16 protein-coding genes are annotated in these 14,623 nt (G+C 72.8%); 5 read left to right on the top strand and 11 right to left on the bottom strand.

The features are described 5' to 3' along the window. Positions 1 to 39: 39 nt before the first annotated feature. Complete coding sequence (locus tag ABZ721_RS21735; protein WP_358790405.1) at positions 40 to 456, top strand: PPOX class F420-dependent oxidoreductase; 417 nt, start codon at positions 40 to 42, stop codon at positions 454 to 456. 57 nt (positions 457 to 513) lie between these two features. Here the strand turns inward: ABZ721_RS21735 and ABZ721_RS21730 are convergent, their stop codons facing one another. After that, positions 514 to 1,242, bottom strand: coding sequence for a Mut7-C RNAse domain-containing protein (locus tag ABZ721_RS21730; RefSeq protein WP_358790295.1), 729 nt, complete (start codon positions 1,240 to 1,242; stop codon positions 514 to 516). Between the two features lie 169 nt (positions 1,243 to 1,411). Here ABZ721_RS21730 and ABZ721_RS21725 point away from each other — a divergent pair, with 169 nt between their 5' ends. Next, the gene (locus ABZ721_RS21725) at positions 1,412 to 3,079 is read left to right on the top strand and encodes a discoidin domain-containing protein (RefSeq protein WP_358790294.1); all 1,668 of its coding nucleotides are present in this window, start codon (positions 1,412 to 1,414) and stop codon (positions 3,077 to 3,079) included. Positions 3,080 to 3,243: 164 nt separating this feature from the next. Next, positions 3,244 to 3,837: an anthrone oxygenase family protein gene (locus tag ABZ721_RS21720; protein ID WP_358790293.1), complete on the top strand. Its 594-nt coding sequence runs from the start codon at positions 3,244 to 3,246 to the stop codon at positions 3,835 to 3,837. Positions 3,838 to 3,846: 9 nt separating this feature from the next. Here ABZ721_RS21720 and ABZ721_RS21715 read toward each other — a convergent pair whose 3' ends face one another. The 9 genes from ABZ721_RS21715 to ABZ721_RS21675 form a co-directional block, all read right to left on the bottom strand. Next, complete coding sequence (locus ABZ721_RS21715; protein WP_358790292.1) at positions 3,847 to 4,380, bottom strand: YbaK/EbsC family protein; 534 nt, start codon at positions 4,378 to 4,380, stop codon at positions 3,847 to 3,849. Next, positions 4,377 to 5,207, bottom strand: a complete 831-nt coding sequence (locus ABZ721_RS21710; RefSeq protein ID WP_358790291.1) for a TIGR02452 family protein — start codon at positions 5,205 to 5,207, stop codon at positions 4,377 to 4,379. Before ABZ721_RS21710 ends, ABZ721_RS21715 begins: the two co-directional genes overlap by 4 nt. Positions 5,208 to 5,284: 77 nt before the next feature. Next, the gene (locus tag ABZ721_RS21705; RefSeq protein ID WP_358790290.1) at positions 5,285 to 5,995 is read right to left on the bottom strand and encodes a lysophospholipid acyltransferase family protein; all 711 of its coding nucleotides are present in this window, start codon (positions 5,993 to 5,995) and stop codon (positions 5,285 to 5,287) included. 136 nt (positions 5,996 to 6,131) lie between these two features. Beyond that, on the bottom strand, positions 6,132 to 6,293 hold the full coding sequence (locus ABZ721_RS21700; protein ID WP_358790289.1) for a hypothetical protein: 162 nt from the start codon (positions 6,291 to 6,293) through the stop codon (positions 6,132 to 6,134). An 82-nt stretch (positions 6,294 to 6,375) separates the two neighbouring features. Beyond that, complete coding sequence (locus ABZ721_RS21695; RefSeq protein WP_358790288.1) at positions 6,376 to 7,419, bottom strand: hypothetical protein; 1,044 nt, start codon at positions 7,417 to 7,419, stop codon at positions 6,376 to 6,378. 33 nt (positions 7,420 to 7,452) lie between these two features. Further along, positions 7,453 to 8,412 (bottom strand): cytochrome c oxidase assembly protein, encoded by a 960-nt coding sequence (locus ABZ721_RS21690; RefSeq protein WP_358790287.1) that lies wholly within the window; start codon positions 8,410 to 8,412, stop codon positions 7,453 to 7,455. Positions 8,413 to 8,596: 184 nt separating this feature from the next. Then, positions 8,597 to 9,622 (bottom strand): 6-phosphofructokinase, encoded by a 1,026-nt coding sequence (locus ABZ721_RS21685; RefSeq protein ID WP_358790286.1) that lies wholly within the window; start codon positions 9,620 to 9,622, stop codon positions 8,597 to 8,599. A gap of 127 nt (positions 9,623 to 9,749) precedes the next feature. Beyond that, on the bottom strand, positions 9,750 to 10,478 hold the full coding sequence (locus ABZ721_RS21680) for a glutamine amidotransferase (protein ID WP_269276445.1): 729 nt from the start codon (positions 10,476 to 10,478) through the stop codon (positions 9,750 to 9,752). A 21-nt stretch (positions 10,479 to 10,499) separates the two neighbouring features. After that, a complete protein-coding gene (locus ABZ721_RS21675; RefSeq protein WP_277436615.1) occupies positions 10,500 to 11,738 on the bottom strand; it encodes a MurT ligase domain-containing protein in 1,239 nt (412 codons plus the stop codon). 178 nt (positions 11,739 to 11,916) lie between these two features. Here ABZ721_RS21675 and def point away from each other — a divergent pair, with 178 nt between their 5' ends. Beyond that, on the top strand, positions 11,917 to 12,462 hold the full coding sequence (gene def, locus ABZ721_RS21670; protein ID WP_358790285.1) for a peptide deformylase: 546 nt from the start codon (positions 11,917 to 11,919) through the stop codon (positions 12,460 to 12,462). A gap of 6 nt (positions 12,463 to 12,468) precedes the next feature. Here the strand turns inward: def and ABZ721_RS21665 are convergent, their stop codons facing one another. After that, positions 12,469 to 13,113, bottom strand: a complete 645-nt coding sequence (locus ABZ721_RS21665) for a TetR family transcriptional regulator (protein ID WP_358790284.1) — start codon at positions 13,111 to 13,113, stop codon at positions 12,469 to 12,471. 147 nt (positions 13,114 to 13,260) lie between these two features. Between ABZ721_RS21665 and ABZ721_RS21660 the strand changes: the two genes are divergently transcribed. Continuing rightward, a complete protein-coding gene (locus tag ABZ721_RS21660; RefSeq protein ID WP_358790283.1) occupies positions 13,261 to 14,487 on the top strand; it encodes an acyl-CoA dehydrogenase family protein in 1,227 nt (408 codons plus the stop codon). Positions 14,488 to 14,623: the final 136 nt, after the last annotated feature.

Here is a 14,623-nt window from a genome sequence, read left to right as displayed (position 1 = left end):
GGCACGGTCCCCTTCGGGCACCATGGGGGCATGACGACCATGATCGACGCCGAATGGCGTGCATTCATCAGCGCCGGCACCCGTACCGGCAAGCTCGCCACCGTTCGTGCCGACGGGCGTCCGCACCTCGCCCCGATCTGGTTCCTGCTCGACGGCGACGACCTGGTCTTCAACACCGGCAAGGAGACCGTCAAGGGCCGCAACCTCGCCCGCGACGGACGGGTGAGCCTCTGCGTGGACGACGACCGTCCGCCGTTCTCGTTCGTCGTCATCGAGGGCACGGCGCGGATCAGCGAGGACCTGCCGCAGGTCCGCGACTGGGCGACCCGGATCGCCCACCGCTACATGGGCGCCGAGCAGGCCGACACCTACGGCGCCCGCAACGGCGTGCCGGGTGAACTGCTGGTGCGCGTGCACATCGACAAGGTCATCGCGGTCAAGGACCTGGCCGACTAGGGCCACGGCGGGGCGCCGTGGGCGCCCCGCCCGGTGCCCCCGCGCGTCCGCGCGGGGTCAGGCCGCGCCGAACTCGCGGACGGCCTCCTCCACGATCGCCTCCAGGCGGGCGTGGTGCGCGCCGCGCCAGTAGACGCGCTCGCAGGCCGCGCACTGCGCGAAGACGTCGTAGGAGCGCTGCGTGCCGTGCAGCAGCTGGTCGCGCACGGACTCCTTGTCGGCGTCGGCGAGCGGGCCGTTGCACGCCACGCAGCGGGACCACGGGGCGAGCGCGGGTGCGAAGCGCCGCAGCACGTCGCGGAGTTGCTCCTCCGGGCGGTCGCTGTAGATGTACGCCCCGGCCCAGATCTCCCGGCGCCGGAGCAGGCCGCGGTCGCGGGAGAGCATCACGCGCCGCTCCTGCGCGGACCGCGTGGCCAGCGCGGGGTCGCCGATGTCCTCGTTCTCGTAGGCGGCGTCGACGCCCAGCAGCCGCAGCCGGCGCGCGAGGGTGCCGAGGTGGACGTCGAGCAGGAACCGCAGTGGCGCCCCCGGCACCCGCTGGGGCCGCTCGACGGCCTGGACGTGAACGGTCTCGCCCGCGGCGGGGATGTGCGCGACCGGGACGGCGCGGCCGTCGACGAGCAGCACGCCCGCTTCGGTGAGCGGGACGCCGAGCGATTCGACGACGTGGCCGAGCGTCGAGCTGCCGTCGGTGGTGACGCTGCTCGGGCCCTGGCGCCGCTCCGCCGGGACGAAGAGGTGCAGCTCAGGGGCGAAAGTGATGTCGATCTTGGGTCCGTTCACGCGGTCAGGATGTCATCACGCGGTGGCGCGCGGCCAGTTGATTCCCCGCCGCCCCGCGAACCGCCGTCAGAGATTGTTAGAAAACTTTCCTAACAAACTATTGACGCACGCCCCCGCGCGGATCGACCCTGCGGTGACCCCGCTGGATCCCCCTCTCACCGGAGGCCCCATGAGCCGCACCATGAGTCGGCGCGCTCTCGTCGCGCTCCTCGCGACCGCCTGTCTCGCCCTCATCACGGCGTTCGCCGGACTGGTGAACGCGGCGCCGAGTTCCGCGGCCCCCGCGGCGACGACGCAGCAGACGTTCCTGACCTTCTACGGCTGGTACGACAACACGCCGCCCGGCGGCGACATCTCCTACCCGCAGATCCACGACACCGCCGGCGGCACCGGCAGCTACGCGGATCCCATCACCTTCGCCTCCTCCACGGCGGAGCTCCCGGCTGGCACGAAGGTGTGGGTCGAACGGGTCAGGAAGTACTTCATCATGGAGGACAGCTGCCAGGAGTGCGAGGCCGACTGGAGCGAGCAGGGGCCCAACGGCGGTCCCGGCCTGCGCCACATCGACCTGTGGCTGGGCGGCAAGGGCGGCAACGCGATGAACGCGATCGACTGCGAGGACGCGCTGACGCACTACAACGCGGACAGCACGCCGACGATGGAGCCGGTCGTCGTCAACCCCGGGGCCAACGAGGCCTACGACCCCACGCCGATCTTCAACACCAGCACCGGCAAGTGCTACGGCGGCGCCCAGCCCAACACCACGGTCGGCCAGTACAAGAACGGCTCGAACGCGCAGTGCATGGAGGATCCCGGTAACAGCTCCACCCCCGGCACCGCCCTCAAGACCGCCGCCTGCAACGGCTCGGCGGCCCAGCGCTTCACCTTCCACGGCGCCTTCATGGTGATCAACAACCTCTGCGCGGCGACGTCCGGCAGCAACATCGTCCTCAACGCCTGCACCGGCGGGCCGACCCAGCAGTGGTCGGTCAACCCCAACGGCACCATCTCCGACATGCAGACCGGGCAGAAGTGCTTCCGGACCTCGAGCGGGAAGGTGGTCGCCGGGAGTTGCTCCGGCACCGCGAGCCAGTGGGTGTTCACGCCCGCCGCGGCGAGCAACGACTTCTCGCTGGCACTGAACCCGGCCGCGGGTTCGGTGACCGCCGGGGCGTCCACGACCTCGACGGTGTCCGTGGCGGCGGCCTCCGGCACCGCGGAGCCGGTGACGCTCTCCGCCACCGGCGCGCCGGCAGGGGTCAGCGTGAGCTTCGCGCCCTCGACGGTGACGGCGGGCGGCACCTCGGTGATGACGGTCTCCGCCACCGCGGCGGCCACTGCCGGCTCCGCGGCGCTCACGGTCACCGGGACGTCGGCCTCGGCCGTCCACTCCACGGGCTACGCCCTGACCGTCACCGCCCCCGGTGGCGGCCCGGTGCTGCTGTCCCAGGGCCGGACGGCGACGGCGTCCTCCGTCGAGTCGTCCTCCTTCGCGGCGTCCGCCGCCTTCGACGGGAACCTCACCACCACCCGGTGGGCCAGCAAGGAGGGCGTCGACCCGCAGTGGCTGCGCGTCGACCTGGGCGCCACCGCGAACGTCAGCCGCGTCAAGCTCACCTGGGAGGCCGCGTACGGCAAGGCGTACACGATCCAGACGTCCCCGGACGGCACCAACTGGACGACGGTCTACTCGACCACCACCGGCAACGGTGCCACCGACGACCTGACGGGCCTGGCCGGCACCGGCCGCTACGTCCGGGTCAACGGCACCGCGCGGGGCACCGCGTACGGCTACTCCCTGTACGAGATGCAGGTGTACGGCACCCCCGCTTCCTGACGGGTCGTGGGGTGACGGCGTCCGTCCACGCGTCCGCGCGTGGACGGACGCTTATGCGGGTGCGCGTCCGAGCGATGGTCCGTGGTCCTGCCGGCGACTTGACTGGGCTCCTGAGCAACCGGCCGAACCCGACCGTCCGCCACCCAGCAGGAAGAAGCGAAGCGATGAGCGCTGCCCACCCCGCCCCGAACACGCACCCGACGTCCCCGGCCCCCGGCCGCGCCCCGCTTCCGCCGGGCCCCGCCCGCCGGAGCGCGGGCACCGTCCTGGGCGCCGCCACCGTCGCCACCGCGCTCATGGCGGGGGTCTTCTTCAGCTTCGACGTCGCGGTCATCCCCGGCCTGGGCCGCGGGGACGACCGCACGTACATCGGCGCGATGCAGAACATCAACGTCGCCATCGAGAACCCGGTGTTCTTCCTCGCGTTCTTCGGCGCCCTGGTGCTGACGGGCGTCGCGGCCCTCCAGCAGCGCCGGCTGGGGCGCCGGGCCGTCCTCGGGTGGGTGCTGGCGTCGGTCGCGCTCTACGTCGTGGCGCTGCTCGTCACCATGGGCGGGAACCTCCCCGTCAACGACGAGCTCGCCCGGGCCGGCGACCCCGCGCGCATCGCCGATCCGGCCGCGGTGCGCGAGAAGTTCGAGCAGACCTGGATCGCGCTGAACATCGTGCGCACGACGGTGTGCACGGTGGCCGTGGGCTGCCTGGGCCGGGCGCTGTTCCTGTACGGCCGCGGCGACGCCGGTGCCCGCACCCGATGACGCGGGCGCTCAGGCCGGGACGGCCCCGGGGTCCTCGGAGATGGGCTCGACGCGCGGGGCGGCGATCTCCGCGTAGTCCTTGGCCGACAGCGCCAGGGAGCGGTCCAGACGGGCCGCGTTGAAGAAGATCTCGTCGTGCTCCAGCAGTGCCGGGTCCACGACGAGCTGCAGCCTCTCGTCGAACGAGAACGGCAGGACGGTACCGCTGACACTGCGCGCGAGCCGTTCGGCGGTCTCCTTCGGCGCGAACGAGATGTACGTCCCGCCGAGCAGCGCCTTCACCGCGCCGAGGTCAAGGCGCCGGTCACCGGGCACGACGGCCAGGACGTAGCGGGTGGTCTTCTTGCCGAGCTTGACCATGACGATGATGCATTTCGCCGCCTGCGCCAGCGCGTTGCCCCGCAACTCGCTGACCAGCTCGGTGGCGCCCTGCGGCGCGTGGTCGATGGTGCGGTAGACCGCCCCGTGCTCGTCGAGCAGCGCGATCAGCTCGTCGTACGTGTCCTGCCCGGTCGCTTCCGTCACATCCTGGATCTCGCTCATGCCTCATTGAACCGCACGGCGAACGCGGCACGCGTGGGGGAGTCCGCACGGCGGTCCAGCACCGCGAAGACGACCTCGTCGAACCGGCCGGCGAAGCGCCCGGCGCCGGTCAGCAGGCGGTGGAAGGCGTCCGCGACCTGCGCGGGGTCGCACTGGAAGACCCCGCAGCCCCAGGCGCCCAGCACCAGCCGCCGGTAGCCCTGGGCGGCGGCGACCTCCAGCACGCGCTCGGCGCGGCTCAGCAGCGCCGCCGGGACGCGGTCCGCCCGCTCCGGGGACGTGCGCGCGATCACCCCCGCGTTGGGCGCCGGGGAGGTCAGGAAGCCCACCTGGTACGGCCGCTCCAGCAGGGCGCCGCGGTCGTCACGGAAGACCGGTACGCCGGGGGAGTGGATGACCCGGTCGGTGTAGAAGGGGTCACGGTCGGCGCGGTGGGCGGCGTAGAACTCCGGCACGCTCACCACGCAGGTGTACAGCGCCGACGCGCGGCACAGCGATTCCTCCTGCGCCTGGGCGCCGTTGAGGTAGCCGCCGCCCGGGTTGCGGGCCGAGGAGAAGTTCAGGACGGCGACGGGCCCGTTCGAGGCGTCCGTGAGGCGGCGGGCGGCCTGGAGGCTGCTCTCGCCGCTCACCGTGAGGACGGTGGCCGCGGGCGGGCCGGACGGCGCGGGCACGTCCACCGGTTCCGGCCCGAACAGCCGGGTCCCGGCGACGGCGCGGGCGACGTCGGCGGCGATCGGCACCTCCCGCCCGCCGGGCGCCTGGTACCAGCCCGCCGTGACGATGCCCTGCGTGTGCCGCGCGATGTCGCGCAGGCGGGCGCTCATGTCCCGCACCGTGTTCCGTTGCCGCTCACAGCCCCCGACCCTAGGGCGCCGGCCCGCGGCGGAGCCAGCGGATTACGTCAGGACGGCCGCCGCAGCCGGGCCGCGACGCCCCGGCCGGCCTCGGCCTTGACCTCGTTGGCGTACCGGTCGACGTACTCCTGGCCGGACAGCGCCAGGATCGCGTACATGATCTCGTCGGTCGCCGACCGCACCACGAAGCGCTCCCCTTCCATGCCCTCGAAGCGGCTGAACTCCAGGGGGGTCCCGAAGCGGATCGTGACCCGTCCCAGCCGGGGGAGCCTGCGCCCGGGCGGCTGCAGTTCGAAGGTGCCCACCATCGCGCACGGCACGACCGGCACCTGGGCCGTGATCGCCATCGCCGCGACCCCGGTGCGCCCCTTGTACAGCCGGCCGTCGTGCGACCGGGTGCCCTCCGGGTAGATGCCCAGCAGGTGGCCCTTGCGCAGCACCCCCAGCCCGGACTTCAGCGCCGCCTGGGAGGCCTTGCCGCCGGACCGGTCCACCGGGATCTGGCCCACCCCGCGGAAGAACGCCGCGGTCAGCCGGCCCTTGAGGCCGACGCCGGTGAAGTACTCGGCCTTGGCCAGGAAGGTGATCCGGCGCGGCAGGATCGCCGGCATCAGGAAGTGGTCGGAGAACGACAGGTGGTTGCCGGCCACGATCGCGGCACCTTCGTCCGGAACGTTCTCGAGACCCTCGACCCTCGGCCGGAACAGCAGCCGCAGCAGCGGCCCCAGGATCACGAATTTGAGCACGCCGTAGAACACGTCGCCCCTTTCCCCCTCCGCCCCGGGGAACGCCCGCACCCCGGTGAGCAGGCACAGTAGTGCCGATGCGGGCGGGGCGCGAGAGGACCGGCGTCCCTGGTCGCGTCAGGGCGCGCTTGGGGGGGCGGGGGCGGTGTCAGCGGGGTGAGCGGATGGCGAGCACGCCGGCCGTGCACAGGCCCAGCATCACCCAGGCGAACCACAACCAGCCGTTGGCGCCCAGCGCCACCGTGTAGGCGGACACCGCCACCAGGCACACCACGGTGCACACCGCCATCGTCTTCGCGGGTGTCGGCACGGCGCCCCCCTCCCGAGAATCCCAGGACGTCCCACCGGTCCGGCGGGCCGGTCTCCATGGTGACCCGTCGCCGCCCCGGGCGCTACCAGTCGCCGTCGGTCACCTGGCCGTCGTCCTTGAGCTTCTTCACCTGGCCGGGCTGGACCGGCACCCACGGCTGCTGGTCGTCGCCCAGCCAGTCGCCGACCGGCTTGACGTCCGCCAGCGGGCCCGCCGCGTCCAGGTCGGCGGCGTCCGCGTCGTAGTAGTCGAACCAGGGCAGGCCCGCGGCGTTGTAGGCGGCCCGGTCGACCGGTGACGGCGGCGCGGGCTCGCCGGTGATCTGCCGCCACTGCGGCGCCGTCGCCAGATGGACGAAGACCCGGCCGGACGGCTCCGTCCGCCAGTCGCCCGGCGGCCGCTCGTCGCGGTAGACCTCCTGGCGCATCCGGCCGCCGGCGCCCAGCCCCATCGACGGCGCGGGCGCGGGTGCGGACGGTGCGGCGGGCGCCGCCCTGGCCGCCATCGGCATCGCCGCGCCGTACCCCGCCGGCGCGCCGGCGTCCTCGGCCGCGACGCCCCAGGGCCCGCGGGTGGCCACCGCGCGGCGCTCCTGCTCGGCGCGCCAGACCGCGAGCGGCTCGTCCCGCAGCTCGAAGACCTGCAGCTGCACCCCGCCCCAGACCTCCTCGCCGGAGACCTGGCCCTCCACGGTCGCGCCCAGGCCCAGCGGCACGGCGACGAACTGCCGGATCGTGCCGGATCCGGAGTTGATGCCGTCCAGCCAGGGCTGCCGGGGGAGCACGACGTAGTTCTGCGGGTCCTGCGACAGCCGGTCGCTCCACGGCCGGCCCGAGATCGCGCACACCTTGCCCACGCCCACCTGCAGCGCGGCCGGCACCGGCGAGGAGAAGCTCAGCCACATCGCCTCGCGCTGGTAGACCGGCAGCATCACCCCGCCGCGGGTCAGCCAGTCGGCGGGGGCCCGGTCCGGGTACTCCGCCACCCTGCGCAGGGGAAACGTGCCGATCCCCGGCGGCAGCGGGTGCGTTCCGGTCTCCGGCAGGCGCAGCGTGCGCATGAAGCGCACCGTCACCCCGCCCGGCAGTTCCAGCGCTCCGCCCGAAATCCGCACCTGATCCCCCATCTCGCGCCTCCCCTTCATCAGCTGTGCCGGCTGTCAGCTGCGACCGCGCGTCTCCAAGGATGCCAAATAGGCGTTGTACGCCACCAGTTCCGCATCCCCGTCGCGGTCGGCCGCACGATCCGACCGCCGTGCCTGCCGCTGATCGGAGGTGTACCACTGGAACAGCAGAGCGACCAGCACGATGACGGAGGGGATCTCGCTGAACGCCCAGGCGATGCCGCCGGCCGCGCTCTGGTCCGCCAGCGGATCCACCCCGAGCGACGCGGGCGGATGCAGGAAGGTGGTCACCATCGGCTCGGTGCCCATCATCAGGGCGATGCCGAAGAACGCGTGGAACGGCATGCCCGCGAAGAGCTCCAGCATCCGCATGATGTGGCTGGGGCGGTGCGGCCCGGGGTCCACGCCCATGATCGGCCAGAAGAAGACCAGGCCGACGGCGAGGAAGTGGGTCATCATCGCGATGTGTCCCAGCCTGCTGCCCATCAGGAAGTCGAAGAGCGGCGAGAAGTACACCGCGTACAGGCTGGCGATGAAGAGCGGGATGGTGAACGCCGGATGCGTGACGACCCGCATGTAGCGGCTGTGCAGGAAGACCACCAGCAGCTCGCGCGGCCCCTTGCGGCCGCGGCCGCGCGCCGTCGCGGGCAGCGCCCGCAGGGCCAGCGTCACCGGGGCGCCCAGCAGCAGCAGAATGGGGGAGAGCATGCTGATGACCATGTGCTGCACCATGTGCACGCTGAACATGACCATGCCGTAGTCGTTCAGCGCGGTGCACATCACCGAGGCCACGGTCAGCACGCCCAGGGTGAAGGCGGCGATCCGGCCGGCCGGCCAGCGGTCGCCGCGCCGCCACAGCCGCACCACGCCCCAGCCGTAGAGCCCGAGCACCAGCAGGCAGCCCGCCAGGAAGACCGGGTCCCCGCTGAACTCCAGCCCCCGCCCAAGGGTGAACGGCGGCAAGTCCATGGGCATGCCGTGTCCGCCGTGGTCCATGGGTCACTCTCTCCTGTCCGTGCCGACTGATCCGCCCGCGCCGTCCGGCAATGTGCCGATTCGACCCGTGCGCCCGCACCAGACTAGAGCCGCCCCCGGCCGGTGGTGCGGCCGGGGGCGGCCCCGTACGTCGGAAGCGGGCGTCAGCCCGTCACGGTGCCCGCCGGGCGGCGGGCGGACCCGGCTACAGGACGCACTCGGCCTCGACGTAGCGCTCGGCCGGAACGGTCTTGAGGTGCTCGACGGCCTCGGCCAGCGGCACCAGCCGGATGTCGGTGCCGCGCAGCGCCGTCATCATGCCGAAGTCGCCGTTGTGCACCGCCTCCACCGCGTGCCAGCCGAAGCGGGTCGCGAGCACCCGGTCGTAGGCGGTGGGCGTGCCGCCGCGCTGCACGTGGCCCAGGATCACCGGCCGCGCCTCCTTGCCGAGGCGCTGCTCCAGCTCCACCGACAGCTGGGTGGCGACCCCGGTGAAGCGCTCGTGGCCGTAGATGTCCTTGGCGCCCGACGAGAACTCCATCGAGCCCTCGCGCGGCTTGGCGCCCTCCGAGACCACGACGATGGCGAACTTCTTGCCGGCCGCGAAGCGCTTGCCGACCAGGTCGGCCAGCTCGCCGATGTCGAAGGGCCGCTCCGGCACCACGATGGCGTGCGCGCCGGCCGCCATGCCCGAGTGCAGGGCGATCCAGCCGGTGTGCCGGCCCATGACCTCGACGATCAGCACCCGCTGGTGCGACTCGGCGGTGGTCTTGAGGCGGTCGAGGGCCTCGGTGGCGACCATGACGGCGGTGTCGAACCCGAAGGTGACGTCCGTCGAGGCGATGTCGTTGTCGATCGTCTTGGGCACGCCCACGATCGGCAGGCCGGCGTCCGACAGCAGCTTGGCCGCCTTGAGGGTGCCCTCACCGCCGATCGGGATGATCGCGTCCAGGCCCAGGTCCCGTACGTGGCCCCTGGCCTGCTCCACACCGCCGCGCAGATGCGCGGGCTGCACCCGGGACGAGCCCAGAATCGTTCCGCCACGGGCCAGGATGCCGCTGACGGCGTCCAGGTCCAGCTTGCGGTAGTCGCACTCCAGCAGGCCCTTCCAGCCGTCGTGGAAGCCGATGACCTCGTCGCCGTGGTCGACGACGGCGCGGTGCACCACCGACCTGATGACGGCATTGAGTCCGGGGCAGTCTCCGCCGCTCGTCAGCACACCAATACGCATTGCTCTCGCCACTCCCGCGATTCAAACGGACGGCCGGACCCCGTCGTCCGGATGGAACCCCCGCTACCTTAGCCAGCCGCGTGCGGACGGCGCACAGCCGCCCGCACTGCGGACACCGCCCGCCGTCTCAGGCGGGCTGGCCCGCCGCCGTGATCCGCTCGGTGCGCAGCGCCTCGTACCACTGGTCGTCGACCGGCGGCAGCGCGTTCACGTCCAGTGCCAGCTTCAGCAGCAGGTCCGCGATCTGCGGGTTGCGGGCCATGACCGGGCCGTGCATGTACGTGCCGAAGACGGTGTCGTTGTACGCGCCCTCGGTGCCGTCGCCGGTGCCGTTGCCCTTGCCGATCCGCAGGGTCGCCAGCGGGCGGGCGCTGGGGCCGATGTGGGTGACGCCCTGGTGGTTCTCGAAGCCCGTCAGCGGCGGCAGGCCGAGCCGGGGGTCGATGTCGGCCAGGACGTCGCCGACGCAGCGCTCGCCCTCGCCGCGCACGCTGACGACGTCGAGCAGCCCGAGGCCGGCCTCGGGGCGGCCCAGGTCGTTGACGAACTCGTGGCCGAGGATCTGGTAGCCGGCGCAGACCGAGAAGACGATCGCGCCGTTGGCGACCGCGCGGTTCAGCCCGCCGTCGCGGCGCAGCCGCTCCGCGGCCAGCCGCTGCGGGCGGTCCTCACCGCCGCCGATCAGGTAGATGTCGCCCGAGGTGGGGATCGGCTGGTCGGACCGGACGTCGATCCGGCTGACGTTCAGGCGCCGCTGGCGGGCGCGCCGCTCGACGACGAGGGCGTTGCCCTGGTCGCCGTAGGTGCTGAGCAGGTCGGGGTAGACCCACACCAGGCGAAGGCTGGAATCGCTCATGCTGTCTTCTCCTTGTCCGGGTCAGTTGCCGACGCGGCGGCGCAGGTCCTGGAAGGCGGTGTAGTTGGCGATGGTCTCGATCCGGCCGGGGGGCGCGGAGCGCACCGCCTCGTCGACGTCCGCGCAGACGCGGAAGTCCAGGCCCGCGACCTCCAGCCGGACCGCGAGGTCCAGCTTGCGGTCGCCGATGACGTAGATCGGGTGCCCGGCCAGCCGGGTGTAGTCCACGTCCCACAGCCAGGAGGTGTCGGTGCCGTCGGCGCCGCGGGCGTTGACGGACAGGATCACCGGGGTGGGCGGGCCGTCGATGAGGGAGAACGTCTCCAGCCAGCCGGCCGGGTTCTTCGCCAGCAGCAGCCGCAGCTCGCGCTCCAGGTAGGTGACGACGTCGTAGCGTCCGGCCACCGCCTGCACCGCGTACATCCGCTCCAGCGCGACCTTCGGCTCGACGCCGAAGGCGGCCGCCGCGGCGGCGGAGACCGCCGCGTTGGACTTGTTGGCCCGGCCCGGCAGTTGCAGCCGGATGGGCCATGCCACGCCGTACGGGTCGATGACGTGGTCGCCGGAGAGCGCCCAGGTCGGCGCGGGGCGGCGGAAGCCGCAGTCGCCGCAGAACCAGTCCTCGGAGGGGCGCTGCAGGACACCGCCGCACGAGGGGCACGACCAGGCGTCGTCCTTCCACTCCTGGCCCGCGGCGACCCACACCACGGTGGGGCAGGAGGAGGCGGCCCAGGTGATCAGCGGGTCGTCGGCGTTGGCGATGACGATGGCGTCGGTGCCCGACAGGCCCTCGCGCCAGTGCTCGGCGAGCATGCGGGTCTCGGCCGCGCGGTCGAGCTGGTCGCGGGAGAGGTTGAGCAGGGCGATGGCCTTGGGGGCGACGTCGCGGGCGACGCCCGCCAGGTACTTCTCGTCGACCTCGATCACGCCGTAGCGGGCGTCCGCGCCGCCGGCGAGCGCCGAGGTGATGCCGGCCGGCATGTTCGCGCCCAGGGCGTTGGAGACCACCGGGCCGTTGGCCCGCAGCGCCTCCGCGAGCAGCCGGGTCGTGGTCGTCTTGCCGTTGGTGGCGGACACCAGTACGACATCGAGGTGCCCTGCCAGCCGGGCCAGCAGGTCGGGGTCGACCCGCAGCGCCACCCGTCCGCCGATCACCGATCCGCTGCCGCGGCCCGCCGCACGGGACACCGCCGCCGCCGCCTTGCCCGCCGTCACGGCCAGCTTGGCCCGCGGAGTCAGCGGCTCCGAGTTGCCTGCCATCGTCTAACATCCTCCTCGCGTCCGGCCCCCACGTGCACAAGCCTCGCGGTGGCCGACTCTCCGCCCCTCGACGGCCGATCCAACACCCGGGAGGCCTCGGTCTCGGATCAGCCTATCCACAATCCCGCGCGGGCCCCGCACCGTAGGCCCGCCGCGTACAGGCTCTACGCTTGCCGGCATGCGACACGGCACCATCCCCGGCAGTACCGGCACCATCCGTCCGATGCGTCTGATCGGGGACCCGGTGCTCCACGCGGCGTGCGCCGAGGTCACCGCGTTCGACGCCGAACTGGCCGCTCTCGTCGAGGACATGTTCGCCACCATGTACTCCGCCGACGGGGTCGGGCTGGCCGCCAACCAGATCGGTACGGCGCTGCGGGTGTTCGTCTACGACTGCCCCGACGACGAGGACGTCCGGCATCTGGGACACGTCGTCAACCCGCGCCTGGCGGAGCTGGACGGCGTCACCGTCACCGGTTCCGAGGGGTGCCTGTCCCTGCCGGGCATCAACGCGGGCACCACCCGCTACGACCACACGGTGGTGGAGGGCTTCGACGTGCGCGGCGAGCCGGTGCGCATCGCCGGCACCGGCTTCTTCGCCCGCTGCCTGCAGCACGAGTGCGACCACCTCGACGGCGGGCTGTTCACCGACCGGCTCGGCGGCCTGCGCCGCCGCCGCGCCCTGCGGGCCGCCCGCCGGGCGCCCTGGGCGCGGCAGGGCTGACCGTCCCTACAGCCCCGGGCTGCCCGCCCGATCGCCGGCCGCGGCCAGCCGGCCCCACAGCAGGTCGGCGAGGTGGCTGACCAACTGGTCGCGCGGGACGGGGCGTTCGCCGAGCCACCAGTCGCCGGCCGCGTGCATCATGCCGACGATGCCGTGGCCCCACACCCGCGCCAGGTCCTGGCTCTGCGGGCCGAGGTCGAGCCGCTCGGCGATCACCTCGGCCAGGTCCTCGCCCATCCGCCGCAGCAGCGAGGAGGAGTGCCGGCCGCCGTCGAAGCCCTTGTCCCCGTCGCCGGGCGCCTCGGCCGGGTGCATCAGGAAGCGGTACACCTGGGGGCGGCTCTCGATCGCGGCGAGGTAGGCGTGCAGCGTGGCCTCCACCCGGTCGCGGCGGTCGTTGCCGGAGTCCAGGGCGGCGCGCAGCGCCCCCAGCAGCGCGTCGGTGTGCCGCTGGGCGAGCGCCCGGTAGAGGCCGCTCTTGTCGCCGAAGTGACGATAGAGAATCGGCTTGGTAATTCCGGCCTCGGCGGCGATGGCGTTCATGGAGGCTTCGGGTCCGTCCCGCAGTACGACGCGGTCGGCGGCCTCGAGCAGCTCTTTGCGCCGTCGCTCCGTCGCCGTCCGCTGGTCCTGCCGCTGGCCGGTGTCCACCCGGTACTCCCTGTCTGTTCGAATTCGTGCACTCTGCGCAACGTAACACCCCGGTCGTTCGGACCGGGTTCACGGCAGGGAGTTGACATCCCCTACTCGTGGGTAACACACTGATGTTACCGCAAGTAACAACCAGGTGGAGGGGACATGGGCGACTTCACGCTCGAGCTCAACGACGACCAGAAGTCCGTGCGCGACTGGATCCACGGCTTCGCGGCCGACGTGATGCGCCCGGCGGCCGCGGAGTGGGACGAGCGCGAGGAGACGCCCTGGCCGGTCATCCAGGAGGCCGCCAAGATCGGTCTCTACTCCCTGGACTTCTACGCCCAGCAGTTCTTCGACCCCACCGGCCTCGGCATCCCCATGGCGATGGAGGAGCTGTTCTGGGGCGACGCGGGCATCGGCCTGTCCATCGTCGGCACCGGCCTCGCGGCCGTCGGCGTCCTGGCCAACGGGACCGAGGAGCAGATCGGCACCTGGGTCCCGCAGATGTACGGCGACGTCAACGACGTCAAGGTCGCCGCGTTCTGCTCCTCGGAGCCGGACGCCGGCTCCGACGTCTCCGCGATGCGCACCCGCGCGGTCTACGACGAGGCCAAGGACGAGTGGGTGCTCAACGGCACCAAGACCTGGGCGACCAACGGCGGCATCGCGGCCGTCCACGTCGTGGTCGCGGTCGTCGACCCCGAACTCGGCTCCAAGGGCCACGCCTCGTTCATCGTCCCGCCGAACACCCCCGGCCTGTCGCAGGGCCAGAAGTTCAAGAAGCACGGCATCCGCGCCTCGCACACCGCCGAGGTCGTGCTCGAGGACTGCCGCATACCCGGCGAGTGCCTGCTGGGCGGCAAGGAGAAGCTCGACGAGCGCCTCGCGCGGGCCCGCGAGCGCGCCAGGACCGGCGGCGAGCGCGTGAAGAACGCCGCCATGGCCACCTTCGAGGCGTCCCGCCCGGCCGTCGGCGCCCAGGCGGTGGGCATCGCCCGCGCCGCCTACGAGGTCGCCCTCGACTACGCGAAGACCCGCGTGCAGTTCGGCCGCCCGATCATCGACAACCAGGGCGTCGCCTTCCAGCTCGCCGACATGCGCACCCAGATCGACGCCGCCCGGCTCCTGGTCTGGCGCGCCTCCTGGATGGCCGCGGCCGGCCGGCCCTTCACCTCGGCCGAGGGCTCGATGTCCAAGCTCTACGCCGGTGAGACCGCCAAGAACGTCACGGCCCAGGCCATGCAGATCCTCGGCGGCAACGGCTACACCCGCGAGTACCCGGTGGAGCGCATGCACCGCGACGCCGCGATCTACACCATCTTCGAGGGCACGAGCGAGATCCAGCGCCTGGTCATCGCCCGCACCCTGTCGGGCATGCCGATCCGCTGAGGACCCGCGTCCGCCGGCCGCCGCGGGCCCCACCCCCCCCCCCCGGGGGGGGGGCGCGGCCCGGCGGGGCCCGGGCGGGGGGGGGCCCGGGGGGGGGGGCGGGCCGGGGCCGGGGGCCGGGGGGGGGGGGCGGCGG

This window comes from Streptomyces sp. NPDC006733, from assembly GCF_040636125.1.
Lineage (GTDB): Bacteria > Actinomycetota > Actinomycetes > Streptomycetales > Streptomycetaceae > Actinacidiphila.
This window is presented reverse-complemented; position numbering and strand designations above follow the sequence as displayed.

Excerpts from the sequence above, each read along its gene's own strand:
- def (WP_358790285.1), top strand. The coding sequence starts at position 11,917 with ATGCGACACGGCACCATCCCCGGCAGTACCGGCACCATCCGTCCGATG.
- ABZ721_RS21715 (WP_358790292.1), bottom strand. The coding sequence starts at position 4,380 with ATGAGCGAGATCCAGGATGTGACGGAAGCGACCGGGCAGGACACGTAC.
- ABZ721_RS21660 (WP_358790283.1), top strand. The coding sequence starts at position 13,261 with ATGGGCGACTTCACGCTCGAGCTCAACGACGACCAGAAGTCCGTGCGC.
- ABZ721_RS21735 (WP_358790405.1), top strand. The coding sequence starts at position 40 with ATGATCGACGCCGAATGGCGTGCATTCATCAGCGCCGGCACCCGTACC.
- ABZ721_RS21720 (WP_358790293.1), top strand. The coding sequence starts at position 3,244 with ATGAGCGCTGCCCACCCCGCCCCGAACACGCACCCGACGTCCCCGGCC.
- ABZ721_RS21680 (WP_269276445.1), bottom strand. The coding sequence starts at position 10,478 with ATGAGCGATTCCAGCCTTCGCCTGGTGTGGGTCTACCCCGACCTGCTC.
- ABZ721_RS21710 (WP_358790291.1), bottom strand. The coding sequence starts at position 5,207 with ATGAGCGCCCGCCTGCGCGACATCGCGCGGCACACGCAGGGCATCGTC.
- ABZ721_RS21695 (WP_358790288.1), bottom strand. The coding sequence starts at position 7,419 with ATGGGGGATCAGGTGCGGATTTCGGGCGGAGCGCTGGAACTGCCGGGC.
- ABZ721_RS21675 (WP_277436615.1), bottom strand. The coding sequence starts at position 11,738 with ATGGCAGGCAACTCGGAGCCGCTGACTCCGCGGGCCAAGCTGGCCGTG.
- ABZ721_RS21690 (WP_358790287.1), bottom strand. The coding sequence starts at position 8,412 with ATGGACCACGGCGGACACGGCATGCCCATGGACTTGCCGCCGTTCACC.
- ABZ721_RS21685 (WP_358790286.1), bottom strand. The coding sequence starts at position 9,622 with ATGCGTATTGGTGTGCTGACGAGCGGCGGAGACTGCCCCGGACTCAAT.
- ABZ721_RS21725 (WP_358790294.1), top strand. The coding sequence starts at position 1,412 with ATGAGCCGCACCATGAGTCGGCGCGCTCTCGTCGCGCTCCTCGCGACC.